Below are 18,370 nucleotides of genomic sequence, written 5' to 3'. Positions count from 1 at the left end.
ATCACCACTATGAAAAGATGCTTTAGAGATCCAGTAATTCTAGGACTAATTTGGCTAGGGAGTGGATTTTGCGATCGCATTTGGTTTGCCCTAGATCACTCTGCCCCAGCTTGGGACCAGGCGGATTATTTGACTGGTTCCTTGAATTACTGGCAGGCGTTGCAGCATCCTGAGTGGTTCTCTGGGGAGTGGTGGAGCAGTTTTTGGGCAATTTCCTCAAAAGTCCCGCCATTGACTTATATTATTGCGGCAATGGTTCAGCAACTGTTTGGAACCGGACCAGAGCTAGCTACGATAGCGCTAGTTTTATGTAGTGGAGTGCTAATTGCTTCAGTTTATGGATTAGGGCTGGTGTTATTTAACCGCCAGGTAGGGTTATGGGCTGCTGGTTTAGTAATGTTGTTACCAGGACTATATCGCTACCGTTTAGAATTTTTGTTGGATTATCCATTAACCACAGTAGTCAGTTTGTGTTTTTGGTCTCTGACAGTGTGGTGGAGTTTGGGAAGAGCCAAGACACCCTTATCCCGAAGCACAGTAAGACAAGGATGGTTGTGGGGGTTGGGGTTTGGGGTTTGTTTAGGATTAGCGTTGCTAGTTAAGCAAACCGCCTTATTTTTTCTATTTGTGCCAATCGTTTGGGCTGGGATCAGGGTTCTGTGGCAGAGGCAATGGCAAAGGTTAGCTCAGTTAATCGGGGGTTTGCTGGTATCAGTTTTGCTATTTGGTCCATGGTACCGGATTAATTGGTTGTTGATATTGACCTCTGGCAAGCGAGCAACCATTGATTCCGCGATCGCAGAAGGAGACCCAGCCCTCAATACCCTTGATGCTTGGGTTTACTACTGGAAAATCTTACCTTACCTGATCTCTTGGCCGCTGTTGTTAATACCGATAGTAGGACTATTAATTTATGGGCTCAAGTATTGGCTCAAGCAATCCCCTATCGCAAAATCGAACAATCTCCCATCTCCCCATCCCCCCATCTGGTCACTAACCTGGCTAGGGGTCTTCATAGTGGGTGGTTATCTATTGTGTTCATTGAATATTAATAAAGATGCTCGCTATATCTTGCCATTAGTTCCAGTGCTATCACTGTTTCTGGCTTATGGTTTAACCTGCTGGACTAATCGTTGGGGTAAACCGATGCGTTGGACCACGGTAGGGCTAGCAACTGTACTGATGATGTTGAATCTATTTCCATTAGGAGGTAGAGGATTGACTCAATTACTTAGTCCCCGTGTACAACATTTGCCCTACTTAGGACAGCCATGGCCTCATCGGAAGGTAATTGCTGAAATCATCAAGACTCAACCTTACTTGCGCTCTAACTTAGGAGTATTACCATCAACCCCAGACATTAACCAACACAACTTCAATTACTATGGTGCATTAGCCAATTTCCAAGTATACGGGCGTCAAGTGGGAACCCAAGCCAAACAAGTGAAACAGGATATGCGATCGCTTTCTTGGTTCCTCACTAAAACTGGTGCCCAAGGGTCAATCCCAGAATCCCAAGCAGCTATAGTTCAGGAAGTTGAGCAAGGGTCAGAATTTGAGCTACACCAGACTTGGGAGTTACCCGATGCTAGCCAACTGAAACTGTATCACAAGCGGCAGCCACCAATAGCCGTAAAACCATTATCGATAAAGCCTGTGGGTGACCAATCATCCATAAAACCCACTAGTTTCAATGGCAATACTTCCCTGGCCAAAAGGCCACGCTACGCGAACAGCAATACTCTCAGCTCAAGTTCCAGAGTTAAATTAGACCAAGTCACCATACCAGAAACATCTCCTGCTGGAGTACCTGTACCAGTAACTTATCAGTGGACTGGTTCTTGGGAGCAATTACAATCTGGCATCGTTATCCTCACCTGGCAACCTACCCTTCGGGAACGCCAAAGGCGAACAACCGATACTAACCTGCAACCTTTAACCCACGGATGGTTACACGACCATGGTATTGCCATGGGAGAACTACACTCTTCCCAATTACCAAGTGCCAATTCCCAATTTCAAGTCATTGAACGGATGGCGATGTTTCCCCCAGCAGATATCCCAGCTGGAAGCTACACCCTGAAAGCAACTTACCTCAATCGACAAACTCGCGAAACTTATCCGATACAAGTACCAACCGTTACCTTGACCATCGATCCAGCCGCTACCCCCATACCTGCACCAGAACTAGATTTAATCACCCAAATGCGGATATTGTCCACTAATTTACCTAAAGGACTCAATGGCCTAGAACCGGTGTTTGAAGAAACTGCCCGCATTAACCAGTACGATCCGATTCAGGACTACTTAGAGCAAGCAGATTTAGCCTTAAGCTATCGGCTGGAATTGGAACCGAATAACCTAGACTTGGCCTATGCTCTGGCCTTGAGTAGGGTATTGCAGCAAGATGTAGAAGGTGCGATCGCAGCATTAAAGCGAGTCACCCAACTTGACCCCCAAAATCCCTATGCTCACGCTTATCTTGCCTTCGTCTATCTCTATGATTGGGATGGAAAAGATGGAGAAAATGCCCTAAAACCTGCCCTTAAAATCAACCCGACTATTCCCGAACTACAAGCCCTATCTGGTATAGCTGCCTTGATGCAAGGTAATGTGTTCAAAGCTTGGAGTGTTATTCAGGGATTAGAACTTTAAAGCGATGGCCTTTTGGCCTTTTGGCCACGCTACGCGAACGGCCACGCTACGCGATCGCTAATATTATTTCATTGTGAATCAATGGCTCAAAAGGACTATTTCTTTTTAGTCTTCGTGTTCTTTGCGTATTTGTCGTTAGTCATACCAATTTCCCATCCCGATCGCTTAATATTTATCATCAAATTTACTATATTTATTTGAAAATTTTCAGTATTTTTATTGAGGTAATTTACTTCAATTTTATATTTAATTTAATTAAAGCCTATAAAAACCTAGGTTATTTGATGTTTTTCAAACTAACCTGCCCATAGATTTTAAGATATTAAAATTAACAATTTTATGAAAACAAACTTCAAAAACAAACAACCTATTGATTTACTCAAACTGACACAAAACCTATCACTAGCCATCCTAGGGTCTGTTTTGAGTTTTGCCGCGATTGAAGTTGCTAACCCAGCACGCTCTGAGGCTTTTGTAATTTTTAACCGGTCTGGTAGCACACTCGAAGGTGGCTCCCGATGGGATGCAGCTCCAAGGACTATCCATGGAAGAGAGCGTTCCCTGGAGGGCGGATTGCGATACTCACTACAGGGCGGTTCCTATCAAGCTTACCGGGATTTATTCACCTGGGATATTGTTCCTAGTGTCAATGAGTTTCAAAATGCCATTGAGGCTGCGTTCAACGCCTGGACTGTAGTTGATCCAGTATCTGGTTTAGGTACCGATTTATCATTTGTAGCAGATTTAGAGACACAAGTAATAGGCACCGGTAGAGGAGACGTTCACCCAGATGGTGCGGAGATTGACCTGTTTGCCTCGACCAATGCAACGTTCTGGAATCCTGGAAATACCTCACCCCAAGGTGAAGCGTTTTTCTATTACATCAACGATACTGTAACTCTCACTTCTGGAACGGAAAATTATGCAGGCTCAAGCGCCATTGTCGGAGCAGATATCACCTTCAACAATAATGCCGGAACAGTATATACCCTCGACTTTTTTAGGCGATTGTTGACCCACGAGATCGGTCATGCCATTGGATTAGGGGATATCGAGGGAGACATCAGTGCTAATAGATTTATCGACGACAACTATGATGGCAGTACTAGCGCCACAGCTAATGCAACATTAAGCAACCCGATCGCCCAACTAATCGATCCCCTCAATCCAGCCGCTTCGCCATTTTCATTGTTTACAGTTCCAGATCAGGATCCGGGTGTTGACACCCCAGGCGTAGATATTCTGATGGAATCCCGGGGACTAGGCATAGGTCCAGGCAACCCAGTCACTAACCTTAGCCCATTGGTTAATGATGACTACGCTGGTCGCCAGTTCCTGTATCCAGTGTTCTCTGAGCCTAGCGCCTCTGAGGCTAGTGTTAATGAACCTACTGCTACATTAGGTTTACTAGCCCTTGGTATGATAGCTACACGTTTGAGTACTCAAGGGAAAAAAGCAAGCAACAGAGAGTAGATACAGCTACCAGATCAGCTATTTACACCAAATAGACAGACACAGACACAGGTAGTGGTGCTGAAGTCCTACGTTTTCCCAAAAAAATCTAGACTTCAAGTGTTTCTTTCGGATATAATCAAAAACTGGTGCTTTTAGGCATAAGCAAAAACCATGAATGCTCAAGAAATCATTCGTTCCCTTGAAGCGGAACAACTAAAGGAAAACGTCCCTACCATCTACGTCGGTGACACCGTGCGGGTGGGGGTACGGATTAAAGAAGGTAATAAGGAACGGGTTCAACCCTATGAAGGCACTGTGATTGCCATGCGCAATGGTGGCATTAATGAAACGATTACAGTACGCCGGATTTTCCAAGGGGTTGGTGTGGAACGGGTTTTTCTACTCCATTCTCCAAAAATTGCTAATATAAAAGTAGTCCGTCGAGGCAAGGTGCGTCGAGCTAAGCTATACTATTTACGCGATCGCGTTGGTAAGGCTACTCGCATCAAACAACGCTTTGACCGTAGTTTATAACCTTTTTCTGGCCTAGCATCAAGTTGGTTGGTGTAAATGCCAAAATTAGGGTAAACTAGATCAAGCGAGAGGTTAACCTCTACCTCTCTACTCCATCTGCGTCCTTAGTTCAGTTGGTAGAACGCAGGTCTCCAAAACCTGATGTCGGGGGTTCGAGTCCTCCAGGGCGCGCTCAAAATTGGTAGAATACAAAAGTTAGGTGCGCTTTTCCTTAGCGGATTGGATTCCCTACGGGTCTCACCTGTGGTATGCCAGGGTTTAGCTGAGCAAATCCAGTGGGATTCCTTCAGTTGAGGGGGCTGAGTAGAACAGTTTGACTCAAGCATCAGGACTAGTGGATTTTTGTGGCTGGGGCATTACCAGCTAGACTATCCCCGATGCAAGGAACAGGAAATTGACATAGGTGCGCTCTTACTTGGCGAATTACATTGGCCACGGGTCGCAGATCCAGTAAAGCTGACTTGTGTCATCTAATCCCTGGCTGGATTGACTCACCACGATGCGCACATAGCACTCAGCACCGACCATGGTAGACCGATATAAATGCGTTGATGGGGGAAAGGAGAAGTTGTGGCAAAGAAAACAAAAGCTGAACCAGAGACTAAAGAAACTGAATCTGGGTTTAACCTAGGTAATTTCTTCAACGAAACCAAAGAAGAACTCGCTAAAGTCGTTTGGCCTTCTCGGCAACAGTTAATTAGTGAATCAGCAGCGGTATTGTTGATGGTCATTCTGTCTGCCACCATAATTTACTTGGTAGATGGTTTATTTTCCTGGGCATCAGGACAGGTATTTTGATGAGTTTTGCTGCAGACGAATCCCAAGATTTCGATCAAGAGGTATCAAAACCTGCAAGTCCACGTTGGTACGCAGTTCAGGTGGCTTCTGGCTGTGAAAAACGGGTTAAGACGAACTTGGAACAGCGCATCCAGACGATGGATGTAGGGGACCGGATTTTGAAAGTGCAGATTCCCCAAACACCTACGGTGAAAATCCGTAAGGATGGTTCTCGCCAACACAGCGAAGAAAAAGTTTTCCCTGGCTATGTGTTAGTCCAGATGGTGATGGATGATGAAGCTTGGCAAGTTGTCAAAAACACACCAAATGTGATTAATTTTGTTGGGGCAGAACAAAAACGCCGCTACGGGCGTGGCAGAGGACATGTCAAACCAGTACCCCTCAGCTATGGTGAAGTAGAGCGGATCTTCAAGCAAACCGAAGAGCAAGAACCGATTGTCAAAGTAGATATGGCAGTAGGGGACAAAATCATGGTGCTATCTGGTCCGTTTAAAGAATTTGAAGGGGAAGTGATTGAAGTTAGCCCCGAAAGGAGCAAACTCAAAGCCTTACTATCGATCTTTGGGCGGGATACACCAGTAGAATTGGAGTTCAATCAGATTGAAAAAACAAGCTAGACCCTAGATCATGGCTAAAAAAGTTGTTGCATTGATTAAGTTAGCGCTCCCAGCTGGGAAAGCTAACCCAGCTCCCCCCGTCGGACCAGCACTCGGTCAGCACGGGGTAAATATTATGGCATTCTGTAAAGAGTACAATGCCAAAACTGCTGATCAAGCTGGTATGGTGATACCAGTGGAAATTTCGGTGTTTGAGGATCGAAGCTTTACCTTTATCCTCAAAACTCCACCAGCCTCTGTACTGATCAAGAAAGCTGCTGGTATTGAGAAAGGGTCAGCACAACCCAACCGCACTAGAGTTGGCACCCTTACTCGCTCCCAGCTGCAAGAAATAGCCCAAACTAAAATGCCTGACCTCAATGCTAATGATATAGAAGCGGCAATGAAAATTGTGGAAGGCACAGCTAGAAACATGGGTGTAGCCATAACCGATTAGTAAGGATGAAAGATCAAGGATGAAGGATCAAGGATGAAAGATGAATTGACGCTGTAACCTGGAAATTTCAACTTTCAACTTTTAACTTTCAACTTTCAACTTTCAACTTTCAACTCCAATGTATTAACGTAAACCATAGAGGGGGAGGAGTTTTACTTCGCTAAGTACCCCAGGAGATACAGATGCCCAAGAAACCATCGCGTCGATTACAGGAACTAAAAAAGAAGGTTGAAGAGCGACCTTATGAACCCATAGAAGCTCTCAAACTCCTCAAAGAAACAGCCACGGCCAAATTTTCGGAATCGGCTGAAGCCCATATTCGCTTAGGAATTGACCCAAAGTATACTGACCAGCAACTGCGCACTACAGTGGCTTTACCGAAGGGAACAGGTCAGACGATACGAGTAGCAGTGATTGCTCGGGGTGAAAAAGTCTCGGAAGCTACTAATGCAGGGGCAGACATTGCCGGTTCTGAGGAGTTAATTGCAGAAATTCAAAATGGGATGATGGATTTTGACCGGCTAATTGCTACGCCGGACATGATGCCCAAAGTAGCCAGATTGGGTCGTCTCCTCGGACCACGGGGCTTGATGCCTTCTCCTAAAGGTGGTACAGTTACTAATGACATAGCTCAGGCAATTCAAGAATTCAAAGCTGGTAAACTAGAATTTAGGGCTGACCGTACTGGCATTGTTCATGTTATGTTTGGTAAGGCATCCTTTAGCCCCGAAGACTTACTGGTGAATCTGAAGGCTTTGCAGGAAACTATCGACCGCAATCGCCCATCTGGCGCGAAAGGTCGCTATTGGCGCACTCTATATGTGTCTGCTAGCATGGGTCCATCGATTGAAGTGGATATCGCTATCCTGCGTGAACTCAAGCTTGAGGGTGCTGCGTAAAACCGAGATTAGAAATTACCGGAAAATTCGACAACACAAACTAGACAATTGAAGAAGGCTTGCGCTGAAGACAGCAGGAGTAACTAGCTTAATATCCTGCCGAGGTTAAAGTACTATGTATCATCTGCCCAGGCACTGATCCTACAGTGAGTGCGATTGTGCTACGCACACGCTACGCGAACGCGGTAATGATACGACCCTTAACCCCGGCCAAGTCTCCGGGGTTTTAGTTTGGTTATTTGTTATCCGTCAGATCTATGTGCTACGCACACGCTACGCGACCGACCGTTCAATACTTATCATTCTTGGTTGAGAGTCAATTAAAAATAAATATTATTTATTTTTATTTATTTTCAATTAACAATTAACCAGTTAACACTTAACAAAATGGGTAGAACACTTGACGAGAAAAAGACAATTGTGGCGGAGCTCAAGCAAACCTTGAGTGAGTCTCAGCTGGCTGTAGTTATTGATTACCAGGGGCTGTCGGTTGCTGAAATTACCGATTTACGGAATCGTCTGCGTCCCACTGGCACGATTTGCAAGGTGACCAAAAACACCTTCATGCGGCTTGCGGTGGAAGAAGACGAAAACTGGCAGCCGATGACAGAATTCCTGAGTGGTACTTCAGCTTTTCTCCTGGTCAAAGACGATGTTGGTAGTGCCATCAGAGCTTACCAGGAGTTTAAGAAAGCCGCCAAGAAGACTGAATTTCGCGGCGGCGTGATGCAAGGTCAAGCCTTAAATGAAGAGCAAGTTAAGGCAATTGCCGACTTGCCTTCTAAGGAGGAACTGATCGCGCAAGTTGCTGGAGCGATTAATTCTATCGCTACCAAACTTGCTGTCGGGATTAATGAGGTACCAGCCTCCTTGGGTCGTAGTATTAACGAGGTGCCAGCTTCTTTGGGTCGATGCATCCAAGGCATTGCTGCCAAGGAAGAAGGCGACAGCTAGTACTCGGTTTTCCCCCTTTCTGAGATTTGTACAACACTTAAGTACAACACTCAACACATTAAACAATTCACCTAAAAGGAGTTATATCAATGTCTGCTACAACTGATGAAATTCTCGAAAAATTAAAATCTCTGACTCTGCTAGAAGCGTCTGAGCTGGTTAAGCAGATCGAAGAGGCTTTTGGTGTCAGCGCTGCTGCTCCTGCTGGCGGTATGATGATGATGGCTGGTGCTATGCCTGGTGCTCCAGCTGCTGAGGCTGAGCCAGAGGAAGAGAAAACTGAATTTGATGTGGTTCTAGAAGAGTTCCCCTCTGATAAGAAGATTGCTGTACTCAAGGTGGTGCGAGGCATCACTGGTTTGGGTCTCAAAGAAGCCAAAGAGTTGGTGGAATCTGCTCCTAAAGCGATTAAAGAGGCCATTGCTAAAGAGGCGGCTGAAGACGCTAAGAAGCAACTGGAAGAGGCTGGTGCTAAAGTTACCGTCAAGTAATATCTACTATCATGTCTGGTTGACCATAAGCATTCAGCCCTGAGCTAAAAGCTCACGCTGCGCGAACAGCCCTGAGCTTTTAGCTCACGCTGCGCGAACAGCCCTGAGCTTTTAGCTCACGCTGCGCGAACAGCCATTGGCGTAGCGTCGCCACAGGCTGTTGGCGTAGCCTGCGCGTAGCCCATAGACTGATAGCTGATAGCTGATGACTAGAGACTATTTGGTAAGTGATTAACCGGACTTGATATAAGTTGAATCAACCTCAATTTTTGGGGAGCTGACACAATCGGCTCCTTTTTTTTGGTGTTGCTTAATAATGAAACGATTTGAATAGTTTTGTGGAACGGGCATCAGGCGTGGAACGGGCATCTTGCCCGTTTCATTATCCAGTCACCCCATGCAGTAATTAACTTCACCGGTTGATGTGATTGATATCACACCTTTATCTAAGTAAATCGATAATAATGATTATTGGTGAAAGTTATAAGATTAGTCAGCCAAGTCTTTTAATTTATCATTTCAGGGCAAAGCATCTTATTATACCCTCATAATTATCAGATCAGGGTAGCGCGTCTCTGACTAATTAAATATCTTAGTCAAAAAATATAATATCATCTCTGATTGACTAATTATCATATCCGAAATCAGGTAATTTGGAATTGGTCATTTGGAATTGCTGATTTGGAATTGCTAATTGGTAGTTGAGGATTACCCATTACCGATTAAGGTGACCCAACAATCTAGAGACTATATTGGAAGTGATTAACCCGACTTGAACTAATAGATCAGTTCAGATCATTTCAGTAAAGCTGTATCGGTGTCTTCAGCTAAACGTTAGATGCTCGCTTTTTGTGCCGTGTGTTTCACGTTGAACTATATTTTACGTGCATTTATGCTCAAACAATTCGAGCAAAGGTCGCTGTCATCAGTAACCTATAAGCACCTCTTTGCAAACGTAACAAAAACTCGTTTGCCTATAAGCCTTAGGGTTGCCTCGCGAGTAAACTGTGAACCTCTGTATCCTAATTTAGCATGTCCAAACTAAAATTGACACCACATAATTTAAAACCGCTATAGTCAATTTATTTCTATTTTATTGCCGCTAAATGTTTTGAATAGTCTATCATGGCACCTAAAGGAATATTCATCATCACGTGAATAGTAGTCTTTAATCCAGGTTTGTAAAAATTCAAAATTTGCTTCTTGTTCTTTGGGAGTCTTATACTTATGAGGCTCCCATGGTCTGAGTCGATTGTTTTCTAGGCATTTTTCAACTCCAGGATTCAAAAATATCATCTCTGATGAATAGTTGGCGGCTATCTCAATTAAACTCCCGTAGCATCCTTCAATTATCCATCCAGGATTTTTTTGAATAAAGTCGATTAATAATCTCTCACTTTCCGTATCTTCCCGTCTTACTCCTGGTATATCGGGTATCCAAGTAATAGTATCTAGATCTAATATGGGTAAGTTTAACTCAACCTGTAATTTTAAGGCTAAGGTAGTTTTTCCCGCTCCAGAGTTGCCGAATATTAGTATCTTTCTCATGATAAAGGAAATAGACAAAAGGTAAGCATATACGCTACGCGCACGCTAAGCGAACAACCCTTAGCTATCAGCTATGAGCCGGGGAGCCTTTAGCACTACAGTCTTGCTCAGGGAATTAAGATTACTTTTTACTTTAAATCCGCTTCCCAAACACCAATGTAAATGCGATCGCTATTGTCTCGTTGAATCACACCCTCCAAGCTGTTATTGTTACCACTGGAAAATTTATAGGTCTTAGACTCGCCCTGATATACATCTTTAAGCCCCTGTTTAATGTCAGTGGAGATGTTGTTACTGAGCAGCTTGTCTAAGGTCTGTGACATGATTTCTAGATCAACGGATTGGGAAAAGGTAACTTCCGTTTGGCGCAGACGCCCAGAACTCCGATCAAACAAATATCCTAGGTCTACTTGATTGGGGACAACGTTTTTATAAAGGAAAGCGCGAGTCCTCCACATGCCGTTTGATTGTTTTGTGGGCTTGCCTAAAGCATATTCCACTACTCTTCGCTGAGTTCCTGGGGGAAATTTGGGAATAGCGTTTAGCTGAGCAAGATTTGGGTTATTGGTATTGTTTTCTACGATGGGTGAAGGTTCGGTGATAGGTTTCGGTGTCGGTGCTGGATCAGTTACGGTAGTCTCTGGTTGTGATCTCGATTTTGGTGTGACCGGATCAGTTACGGTAGTGTCTGGTTGTGATGGGGATGTTGGTGTAACCGGATCAGTTACGGTAGTGTCTGGTTGTGATGGGGATGATGGTGTGACCGGATCAGTTACGGTAGTGTCTGGTTGTGATGGGGATGATGGTGTGACCGGATCAGTTACGGTAGTTTCCGGTTGTGATGGGGATGATGGTGTGACCGGATCAGTTACGGTAGTGTCTGGTTGTGATGGGGATGATGGTGTGACCGGATCAGTTACGGTAGTCTCTGGTGTTGATGGATATGATGGTGTGACCGGATCAGTTACGGTAGTGTCTGGTATTGATGGATATGATGGTGTGACCGGATCAGTTATGGTAGTCTCTGATTTAGTTTCTGGTTGTGATGGCCTGTTGGTCTGGGATTGTGATCTCGATGAAGGTGTTTCTGCTGATGAGTCTTGTGATGATAGGTTTTTATCTTGCTGTTCTTGAGAACTTGACGTGGATGATGTTGATGTAGATTGCTCATAGGATGGGACGGTCGTAGAGGGATTCAAGAATTTGTTGAATCGCGAACCAAATGCCACCACAATCAGTAATATACCGCCTCCGATTAAACCTCCCTTTAAAACTGCTTTGTAACTATCGTTTTGTTTTACTGTGACGGGACTTGGGCCTTTAATAGTGGAGACTGAACCGTTGTTGGCTGGTGGTGAGTCACCCGGGGAAATGGGGACTGTTGCTACCGTCCCGTTGTTGCCTGTTGATGGGGCACCGGGAGAAATGGGAACTGTGGCTACCGTAGGTGATGAAGGGTCAGATTGGAGAGAATCAAGCATTTGTCTGACACTAATAAAGCGATCGCGTGGATGGAATCGAATCGCTTTGTCGAGCACTATTCCTAGGTTTGAATAAAGGGGTGGGGCATCTTCACGCCATAAAATCTCACCAGTCCTCTCATCTGTGTGGAATAGCTGTGGTATTTTACCCGTAAGCAAGAAAATTGCTGTCAGCCCCAAACTGTAGAGATCACTGCTATAGGTTGGGTGTCCTGCTGACTGTTCCGAAGACATATAGCCAGGAGTGCCAATTATAATTGATGCTGGGTGGGGGGTGCCAGAGTTAGTGACTACGGTACTCATTGCTTCTTTGACTGCACCAAAATCAATTAGAACTGGTACTCCATCTCGTTGGCGGATAATGATGTTATCTGGCTTAATGTCCCGATGAATGATACGGCGAGAGTGGACATACTCTAGAACTTTTAACAAACTAATTAGGAGTTCCCTAACTTCAATCTCAGTAAATTTTTTTCCCTGTCTGACCAGTGTTGTAAAGGTATTTCCTCGAATCCACTCTTGAACCAGGTAAAACTTTTCGGCTTCAGAGAAATAGGCATAAAGTCTCGGAATCTGGTCATGTGCTTCCCCTAAGGCTTCTAAAACAGCTGCTTCTCGTTGGAATCGCTCTTGGACGAGCTTGTAAGCTTTAGAATTATGAGCCAATGCCTTAAGTTGCTTAATCACACACCGCCGTCTTGAGGGCATATGGATATCTTCGGCGAGAAAGGTGTCACCGAACCCACCCGAACCTAGAGTCTCAAGGACACGGTAGCGATTGTTTAAGAGTTTTGCATTCATGACGGATTCAGGGACAATTGGGTTCAAAGTGTGCTCTTGATTCTAATGTTAAGCTGCTGTCCGATTGAATTGGATGGTTGAGCAATGAGTTATTGGTAATTATTCATTGGTCATTTGTGCATAACAGGAGACTGTGCTTCCTCAAAACCAACTCAGGACTGAAAACAGTTATTTAGCATCCTACGGGATAATGACAGTGAACTATGCAGAAAAGTCAATGGTTATGATCAAAGTAGTAACAATTTTTAATATTAACTGAACTCAACGTGGAAACAGATTTTACTCAACACAGTGCCAAAACTGAAAAGCCTTGTGTTTTAGTATGCCAACATAAGTCTTGTTTAGCAGCCGGTTCAGCTGAGGTGCTGGCTGCCTTTGAGCAAGCTGAGGTTTCTGACTTTAGCGTAATTGGTACAACTTGCCAGGGACAGTGTAGTTCTGGTCCAACGGTGCGGATTGTTCCAGAGGAGACTTGGTATTGCCGAGTCAAACCACAAGATGTGCCGGTAATTGTGGAAGAACATCTCCAAGGGGGTAAGTTAGTAAGCGCAAAACTGCATCCCCGCATCCATATGAGTTTTGGGTATTAGCTATTAGGTATAGCAGTTTTCAATGGTTTTAGGGAGTCGGGAATCGGGAATCGGGAATCGGGAGTTGGGATGGACGGGATGGACTAATGCACTCTGGACTGACCCACTCAGGACTAATCTCGCAAGACGTAGCCAACACCGCGCACGGTTTGGACTAGACGGTTTTCGTTGTTCGCTTCTAGCTTCAGGCGCAAGTAGCGAATGTAAACTTCTATGATATTAGAGTCACCCATAAAGTCATAACCCCAGACTCTTTCCAGGATTTGCTCTCGGGTGAGGACTTGTCGGGGATGGGCTAGGAGATATTCGAGTAGATCAAATTCTTTGACAGTCAGTTCAATTAATCGCTGACCTCGATAGACTTCACGGGTGCTATGGTTTAAACTTAAGTCGGCAAATTGCAGGATGTTCGGGTCTTCGGTTTGATTGCGTCGCAGATGAGCTCGGACTCTGGCTAATAATTCCTCTACGCTGAAGGGTTTGACTACGTAGTCATCAGCACCAGCATCTAAACCACTAACGCGATCGCTTACTTCATCTTTAGCGGTTAATAAGATAATGGGCACCTGATTACCAGTACTGCGCAGGCGTCGGCAAATTTCTGGTCCTGATATGCCCGGTAGCATCCAGTCGAGTATTACTAAATCTGGATTAGATTCCCGCGCTGCTCCCAAACCAGCTAATCCATCGTAGGCAACACTAACCTGATAACCTTCGTACTTCAGTTCCAGTTCAATAAACTGGGCTAGTTTGGTTTCATCTTCGACAACTAAAATATGGTGGGTCATAGCTTAATGGTGTCTAGGCCAAACAAGAGGTGCGACCCGTGGCGAATTTAATTCTTAATGGGTCAAGGGCACCTATGTAAGTTTTCAGGACTAATACAGATTGGTCAATGTAGGGTAATACTTGTTAAATGATAGCTCTAATCATAACGGTTCTAACCATTAATCATATCTTCCATAACAATAGTCTTATAGTATTTTGCTATGGATAAATTTGGGAGATAATCGGTGCGTAGACTAATCCTTCGTTTAGGAATTGCATTCATAGTCGGCTTGTTTGGGTTGATCAGCTACTTTACCAGTGTCTCTGAAAACCCAGTAACTGGGGAAAAGCAGCGCATCCAACTTTCCCCCCGTCAGGAAGTGGTGATTGGGTTACAAGCACGGAAATGGCGGCTCAACACGGTTGTCTTTACCCAGATAAAGCCCTTCAAGGATATATTTTTCAAGTGGGAGAGCGGATTTTGACACTCCCCGCCCGCTTATGGACGGGGATTCTTAGTTCCTCGACATGCCTTGTCTTGATGCAGCGCGGTCATGGGGGAAACCACGGCAGTCGCTCATGGTTTGTTCGCGTTCGCCTTTGGCGTGGCCTACGGCCAAGCGTGGCCTACGGCCAAGTTACCGTAAGATAGGGTCGCCTTCTTAACAAATATTTAACCCTTTTCTGCATAACCTGCTAACTATAAAGGCGACCCTATCTAAGGTTTCGTCTCCGGGGGAGACCCCCAAGACCGCGCTGCATCGCTAAAATTAGCTATCCTGAAATGCCTTACTTAAGCCGAATACCCGTTTAAAAACCAAGTCTTTAGCCTAATTTAACTAAACGAGCGTGGGCTTATCTCCCTAAGCGTTGGAATTTCCCGTTTCCGTGTGCCCCACGGTACGTTAATATTTTGCAATCGTATTTTACTGGTATTCGGTATCCGTTAAGATCCATGCGTATAGCGAGGTTTTTCGCGCCTCGTGTACTAGCATCGCTTTACGTCGTTGGGGAATAGGGCAGTACCGACGAATCCTGCCTGTGCTAGGCTACACACTTAATTAGATTATAACACATCATTTTTGAAAAATTCGCCCGCTTATGGGCACCTCAAGTAGCGTGGCCAAACGCGCCCCGCGTGGCCTTTTGGCCAAGGCCAGGCTTGAAACCGATATTTTTGGTCACCTTATATGCTGGTCATGGATGACTACAAAGCTAACAAGGCTAATCTCGATATTCAGTGGCTTCATGGTATGGCTGAACAGACGGGTTTAGATGATCAGTCTTTTGATCTAGTTACAGCATCACTGTTGTTTCACGAAACTCCACCTAAGGTAACTCAGTCGATTTTGCATGAATCCTTCCGACTGCTGCAAGGGGGAGGACAAGTTTTGATTCTAGACGGGAATCAGACTACGATCCGGGAGGCGAATTGGCTAACGGAAGTTTTTGAAGAACCCTATATTAAGGCTTACGCTAATGGTAGCGTTGATGCTTGGATGGGTGCAGCTAGTTTTGAAGCAGTCCGGACTACGCAATGGTGGTGGCTGCATCAAATAACTCAGGGTCTAAAACCTTTGTCAGTAGGTAAATCAACTCCTTGGGAACCTCTATCTCAGGGAAGTTTTCCAGAGGTGCGACCCAAGGGCGATTTACTCGCCCATTGGAAACAGCACCTAATGATATTGCGTCACTTGGGGTGCCGGTTCCAGCGGTATAGGGCAATTTTACAGTAAGCACTTGGACACAATTAACCTTGACTGTTAAGATTAGTAAAGTTTACTGTTAAAATCAGGGAATAGGCAACCGGTAACGGGGAGCAAAAGAGGGTTGAGTAACGTTATGTTTTTTAAGTTACTCAACAAGAGTAACAGAATTTATCTCTAGGTAATTATGAGTTTAAAAGCAGTTCTGTTTGATTTTAACGGAGTAATAATCAATGATGAGCCGATTCACGAAAAACTAATTGAGGAAATTATTATTGGGGAAAATTTGCGTCCGGATTCCGAAGAGTTTCGACAGGTTTGTACAGGTAGAGGCGATCGCTCTTGTCTGCGAGAGTTACTTAAGCGTCGCGGTCGGGTGGTTACGGAGGATTACTTAAACCAGCTAATCAGCCGCAAAGCTGCTGCCTATCAACGTCAGCTAGAAAGTATCGAAACGTTGCCCATTTATCCTGGTGTGGAGGATTTAATGGTTCAGATCAAGGGTGCTCAGATACCAATGGCTCTGGTGACTGGAGCATTGCGGAATGAGGTAGAAGTGGTGCTCAATCGCGCTGGTTTAGCTAACTATTTTAGTTTGATTGTTGCTGGTGATGATATTACTACTAGTAAACCGGAACCGGATGGCTATCTGCTAGCGGTAGAGCGGCTCAATCAAGCCTATGGTAACCTCAACTTGAAACCTGGGGAATGTCTAGTTATAGAAGATTCTTTGGCTGGAATTGAGGCGGCAAAGCGATCTGGCATGCCAGTGGTAGGAGTGGCTAGTACCTATCCCCTTCATATGCTACAGCGTCATGCTAACTGGACTGTGGATTATTTGAATCAGCTGGAATTAGAACGAGTTCAGCAGGTCTATTCTGGGGTATCACCTGAGCCAGTAGCAGAAATCTAGACCATACAAGGGCACAGGGATATCAGTCCCGGTGCTAGAATAAACACAAGAAACAAAGGTACTAAGGGGAATTGGCTCAGTTGGTAGAGCGCTGCGATCGCACCGCAGAGGTCAGGGGTTCGAATCCCCTATTCTCCATAGATAGCAGTTTTCATCAATTGGGTAAGGGACTTACGCCCTTGGGGTTTTAGGGAGTAGGGAGTAGGGAGTAGCTCACAAGGGTAGATTTTTTACTTTGGGGCGAGTACTTACTTTCATTACGTATAAACTCTTCATCATATGTATTATATTAGACAATAATTACCGACACAATTCTTTCCTTCTCCCCTTCTACCCATTTCCCTTCTATCGGATCTGACGAAATCGCCCTTACACAAAAAAACTTCTTTTCTGTTCTCTTCTGTTCTCTTCTCTGTTCTCCCCCCACACTCCCCGCGCCGCCCCACACTCCCCACACTCCCCGTTTGACCCTAAATGTAAAAAACCTAGCCCTATGAGGGGGTTAGGGGTGGGTTCCTGATCCGCTGTTCCGGTGATCCGCTGTTCCCTGTTCCCTAAAATCCATAAATTGTGTACCTCATAGCTATGATAATAGCTATATCATTGTTTCCTATGATAATTGTTTACCTTTCCGTATTATCACGCAGTTTGTAAAAAAAAAAACAGGAATAATATGGTTTATTTTACTTAAATTTATTCCTGTTTATAAATAAAAAAATTATTATCAAATCAGTCAATCTACATAACTTAAATTATTCATAAAAACAGCGTTTTTTATGACAAAAGAAAGCCAGTGTCAATAGTTATTATGGAAGAGATTAACTATCAGTTTTTTTATTGACATAACTAAAAATATGAGCCATGATGTATTCAGGCAAAAAGTGATCATCTCTGTCACTTATTTATTTACTTACTCATCATTAATGAATATATGATGAATCAACAAATTCTTCACGTCACAGACTTAGTAATTGTTATTGTTGCTCAAGCTCACAATCCACGTGTAGTCAATCCCGAGTTCCTCAAATACAGTGGTATCGTAGCTGATGAATGGGAACTGGCACGTCAGCCAGTGTACAACAATCAACTAGTTAAGATTAGCTATCAAAACAAGTTAACCATTACCTCCCAAAGCAATCGCATCATTTTTGCCGAGTCTATCAAAGATAAACAAGTCTCACAAATCATTGCTCCTAATGTGGCTCGCAAGTATGTAGAAACTCTGCCCAATATCGAATATAAAGCAGTGGGCATCAATCCCATAGGTTACTTTAGCTTTGGGGGAGATGATCAAGCAGTTCGTCAATACTACCGTCAAGAGCTACTAGCAAATCGTCCTTGGCAAGAGTTTGGCAGCGAACCGATGACAGCCTCACTCAACCTCAACTACACCTTAGAAACAGGACGATTAAACCTCAACATTACAGAAGGACAATTGCAGCAGCCAGAAGACAAACAAGAATCAGTAATTCTCTTTTCTGGTAACGTTGAGCATAATCTCACCAAAGACACTCAACAAGAAAAACTACTAGAACTCCAGCAATACCTAGCAGCTTGGCAGACAGACTTAGAAACCTACAAGGAACTAATTAACACTAAGTTTGCCACGGCAGCAATTTCCACAGCAGAAAGTGAAAGCACCAACCTATTTGCCGTTGCCAGCAATTAGCAACCAAGAACAGTATGTTCTTTGCCTGATTATTCGTCCCCTGCGGGTACAAAGT

At 44.4% G+C, this 18,370-nt stretch carries 19 protein-coding genes, 2 tRNA genes and 1 other annotated feature; of the genes, 17 read left to right on the top strand and 4 right to left on the bottom strand.

The annotated features are described in order from the left end of the window. Positions 1–9: 9 nt before the first annotated feature. The 11 genes from BJP34_RS21845 to rplL all read left to right on the top strand — a co-directional run bounded on the left by BJP34_RS21845 (position 10) and on the right by rplL (position 8,839). A complete protein-coding gene (locus BJP34_RS21845; RefSeq protein ID WP_070394164.1) occupies positions 10–2,655 on the top strand; it encodes a phospholipid carrier-dependent glycosyltransferase in 2,646 nt (881 codons plus the stop codon). Between the two features lie 12 nt (positions 2,656–2,667). Further along, the gene (locus BJP34_RS40545) at positions 2,668–2,856 is read left to right on the top strand and encodes a hypothetical protein (RefSeq protein ID WP_149031108.1); all 189 of its coding nucleotides are present in this window, start codon (positions 2,668–2,670) and stop codon (positions 2,854–2,856) included. A gap of 138 nt (positions 2,857–2,994) precedes the next feature. Then, positions 2,995–4,128 carry a hypothetical protein gene (locus tag BJP34_RS21840; RefSeq protein ID WP_070394163.1) on the top strand — a complete coding sequence of 378 codons (1,134 nt, stop codon included), beginning with the start codon at positions 2,995–2,997 and terminating at the stop codon, positions 4,126–4,128. Between the two features lie 153 nt (positions 4,129–4,281). Further along, the gene (gene rplS / locus BJP34_RS21835; RefSeq protein ID WP_070394162.1) at positions 4,282–4,644 is read left to right on the top strand and encodes a 50S ribosomal protein L19; all 363 of its coding nucleotides are present in this window, start codon (positions 4,282–4,284) and stop codon (positions 4,642–4,644) included. Positions 4,645–4,742: 98 nt separating this feature from the next. Then, a tRNA-Trp gene (locus tag BJP34_RS21830) sits at positions 4,743–4,815 on the top strand. Between the two features lie 399 nt (positions 4,816–5,214). Continuing rightward, positions 5,215–5,442: a preprotein translocase subunit SecE gene (gene secE / locus BJP34_RS21825; RefSeq protein ID WP_070394161.1), complete on the top strand. Its 228-nt coding sequence runs from the start codon at positions 5,215–5,217 to the stop codon at positions 5,440–5,442. After that, complete coding sequence (nusG, locus tag BJP34_RS21820; RefSeq protein WP_070394160.1) at positions 5,442–6,059, top strand: transcription termination/antitermination protein NusG; 618 nt, start codon at positions 5,442–5,444, stop codon at positions 6,057–6,059. The genes secE and nusG overlap by 1 nt, the downstream gene beginning before the upstream one ends. 10 nt (positions 6,060–6,069) lie before the next feature. Continuing rightward, complete coding sequence (gene rplK, locus BJP34_RS21815) at positions 6,070–6,495, top strand: 50S ribosomal protein L11 (protein WP_070394159.1); 426 nt, start codon at positions 6,070–6,072, stop codon at positions 6,493–6,495. Between the two features lie 182 nt (positions 6,496–6,677). Continuing rightward, positions 6,678–7,394 (top strand): 50S ribosomal protein L1, encoded by a 717-nt coding sequence (gene rplA, locus BJP34_RS21810; protein WP_070394158.1) that lies wholly within the window; start codon positions 6,678–6,680, stop codon positions 7,392–7,394. Between the two features lie 46 nt (positions 7,395–7,440). Next, positions 7,441–7,633: a sequence feature (ribosomal protein L10 leader region), on the top strand. 148 nt (positions 7,634–7,781) lie between these two features. Continuing rightward, positions 7,782–8,348 (top strand): 50S ribosomal protein L10, encoded by a 567-nt coding sequence (gene rplJ / locus BJP34_RS21805; protein ID WP_070394157.1) that lies wholly within the window; start codon positions 7,782–7,784, stop codon positions 8,346–8,348. An 89-nt stretch (positions 8,349–8,437) separates the two neighbouring features. Continuing rightward, positions 8,438–8,839, top strand: a complete 402-nt coding sequence (gene rplL, locus BJP34_RS21800) for a 50S ribosomal protein L7/L12 (RefSeq protein WP_070394156.1) — start codon at positions 8,438–8,440, stop codon at positions 8,837–8,839. A gap of 1,077 nt (positions 8,840–9,916) precedes the next feature. Here the strand turns inward: rplL and BJP34_RS21795 are convergent. Continuing rightward, positions 9,917–10,387 carry a shikimate kinase gene (locus BJP34_RS21795; RefSeq protein ID WP_070394155.1) on the bottom strand — a complete coding sequence of 157 codons (471 nt, stop codon included), beginning with the start codon at positions 10,385–10,387 and terminating at the stop codon, positions 9,917–9,919. 128 nt (positions 10,388–10,515) lie between these two features. Next, the gene (locus tag BJP34_RS21790; RefSeq protein ID WP_070394154.1) at positions 10,516–12,669 is read right to left on the bottom strand and encodes a serine/threonine-protein kinase; all 2,154 of its coding nucleotides are present in this window, start codon (positions 12,667–12,669) and stop codon (positions 10,516–10,518) included. A 266-nt stretch (positions 12,670–12,935) separates the two neighbouring features. On the opposite strand from BJP34_RS21790, the gene BJP34_RS21785 reads away from it, so the two are divergent. Beyond that, a complete protein-coding gene (locus BJP34_RS21785; RefSeq protein ID WP_070394153.1) occupies positions 12,936–13,259 on the top strand; it encodes a (2Fe-2S) ferredoxin domain-containing protein in 324 nt (107 codons plus the stop codon). Positions 13,260–13,372: 113 nt separating this feature from the next. Here BJP34_RS21785 and BJP34_RS21780 read toward each other — a convergent pair whose 3' ends face one another. After that, the gene (locus BJP34_RS21780; protein ID WP_070394152.1) at positions 13,373–14,047 is read right to left on the bottom strand and encodes a response regulator transcription factor; all 675 of its coding nucleotides are present in this window, start codon (positions 14,045–14,047) and stop codon (positions 13,373–13,375) included. Positions 14,048–14,272: 225 nt separating this feature from the next. On the opposite strand from BJP34_RS21780, the gene BJP34_RS21775 reads away from it, so the two are divergent. From BJP34_RS21775 to BJP34_RS21760, 4 genes are all read left to right on the top strand, one after another. Further along, positions 14,273–14,512 carry a hypothetical protein gene (locus BJP34_RS21775; protein ID WP_070394151.1) on the top strand — a complete coding sequence of 80 codons (240 nt, stop codon included), beginning with the start codon at positions 14,273–14,275 and terminating at the stop codon, positions 14,510–14,512. A gap of 714 nt (positions 14,513–15,226) precedes the next feature. Further along, a complete protein-coding gene (locus BJP34_RS21770) occupies positions 15,227–15,763 on the top strand; it encodes a class I SAM-dependent methyltransferase (RefSeq protein WP_418904058.1) in 537 nt (178 codons plus the stop codon). Positions 15,764–15,920: 157 nt separating this feature from the next. Next, positions 15,921–16,646 carry an HAD family hydrolase gene (locus BJP34_RS21765; RefSeq protein WP_070394150.1) on the top strand — a complete coding sequence of 242 codons (726 nt, stop codon included), beginning with the start codon at positions 15,921–15,923 and terminating at the stop codon, positions 16,644–16,646. Positions 16,647–16,711: 65 nt separating this feature from the next. Beyond that, positions 16,712–16,784, top strand: a tRNA-Ala gene (locus BJP34_RS21760). A 151-nt stretch (positions 16,785–16,935) separates the two neighbouring features. On the opposite strand, the gene BJP34_RS47715 is transcribed toward BJP34_RS21760, so the two are convergent. Further along, positions 16,936–17,094 (bottom strand): hypothetical protein, encoded by a 159-nt coding sequence (locus tag BJP34_RS47715; RefSeq protein WP_229423962.1) that lies wholly within the window; start codon positions 17,092–17,094, stop codon positions 16,936–16,938. A 483-nt stretch (positions 17,095–17,577) separates the two neighbouring features. Here BJP34_RS47715 and BJP34_RS21755 point away from each other — a divergent pair, with 483 nt between their 5' ends. Further along, positions 17,578–18,315, top strand: a complete 738-nt coding sequence (locus tag BJP34_RS21755) for a hypothetical protein (protein ID WP_149031107.1) — start codon at positions 17,578–17,580, stop codon at positions 18,313–18,315. The last annotated feature ends 55 nt before the right edge of the window (positions 18,316–18,370 follow it).

It is taken from the genome of Moorena producens PAL-8-15-08-1 (assembly GCF_001767235.1).
Classification (GTDB): Bacteria; Cyanobacteriota; Cyanobacteriia; order Cyanobacteriales; family Coleofasciculaceae; genus Moorena; species Moorena producens_A.
Note: the sequence above shows the minus strand (reverse complement) of the source record. Positions and strands in the feature narration are given on the sequence as shown.

Bases quoted from the DNA above. Each gene is read 5' to 3' on its own strand.
- BJP34_RS21845 (WP_070394164.1), top strand. From the start codon at position 10: ATGAAAAGATGCTTTAGAGATCCAGTAATTCTAGGACTAATTTGGCTA.
- BJP34_RS21840 (WP_070394163.1), top strand. From the start codon at position 2,995: ATGAAAACAAACTTCAAAAACAAACAACCTATTGATTTACTCAAACTG.
- rplS (WP_070394162.1), top strand. From the start codon at position 4,282: ATGAATGCTCAAGAAATCATTCGTTCCCTTGAAGCGGAACAACTAAAG.
- nusG (WP_070394160.1), top strand. From the start codon at position 5,442: ATGAGTTTTGCTGCAGACGAATCCCAAGATTTCGATCAAGAGGTATCA.
- rplK (WP_070394159.1), top strand. From the start codon at position 6,070: ATGGCTAAAAAAGTTGTTGCATTGATTAAGTTAGCGCTCCCAGCTGGG.
- rplA (WP_070394158.1), top strand. From the start codon at position 6,678: ATGCCCAAGAAACCATCGCGTCGATTACAGGAACTAAAAAAGAAGGTT.
- rplJ (WP_070394157.1), top strand. From the start codon at position 7,782: ATGGGTAGAACACTTGACGAGAAAAAGACAATTGTGGCGGAGCTCAAG.
- rplL (WP_070394156.1), top strand. From the start codon at position 8,438: ATGTCTGCTACAACTGATGAAATTCTCGAAAAATTAAAATCTCTGACT.
- BJP34_RS21795 (WP_070394155.1), bottom strand. From the start codon at position 10,387: ATGAGAAAGATACTAATATTCGGCAACTCTGGAGCGGGAAAAACTACC.
- BJP34_RS21790 (WP_070394154.1), bottom strand. From the start codon at position 12,669: ATGAATGCAAAACTCTTAAACAATCGCTACCGTGTCCTTGAGACTCTA.
- BJP34_RS21780 (WP_070394152.1), bottom strand. From the start codon at position 14,047: ATGACCCACCATATTTTAGTTGTCGAAGATGAAACCAAACTAGCCCAG.
- BJP34_RS21770 (WP_418904058.1), top strand. From the start codon at position 15,227: ATGGATGACTACAAAGCTAACAAGGCTAATCTCGATATTCAGTGGCTT.
- BJP34_RS21765 (WP_070394150.1), top strand. From the start codon at position 15,921: ATGAGTTTAAAAGCAGTTCTGTTTGATTTTAACGGAGTAATAATCAAT.
- BJP34_RS21755 (WP_149031107.1), top strand. From the start codon at position 17,578: ATGATGAATCAACAAATTCTTCACGTCACAGACTTAGTAATTGTTATT.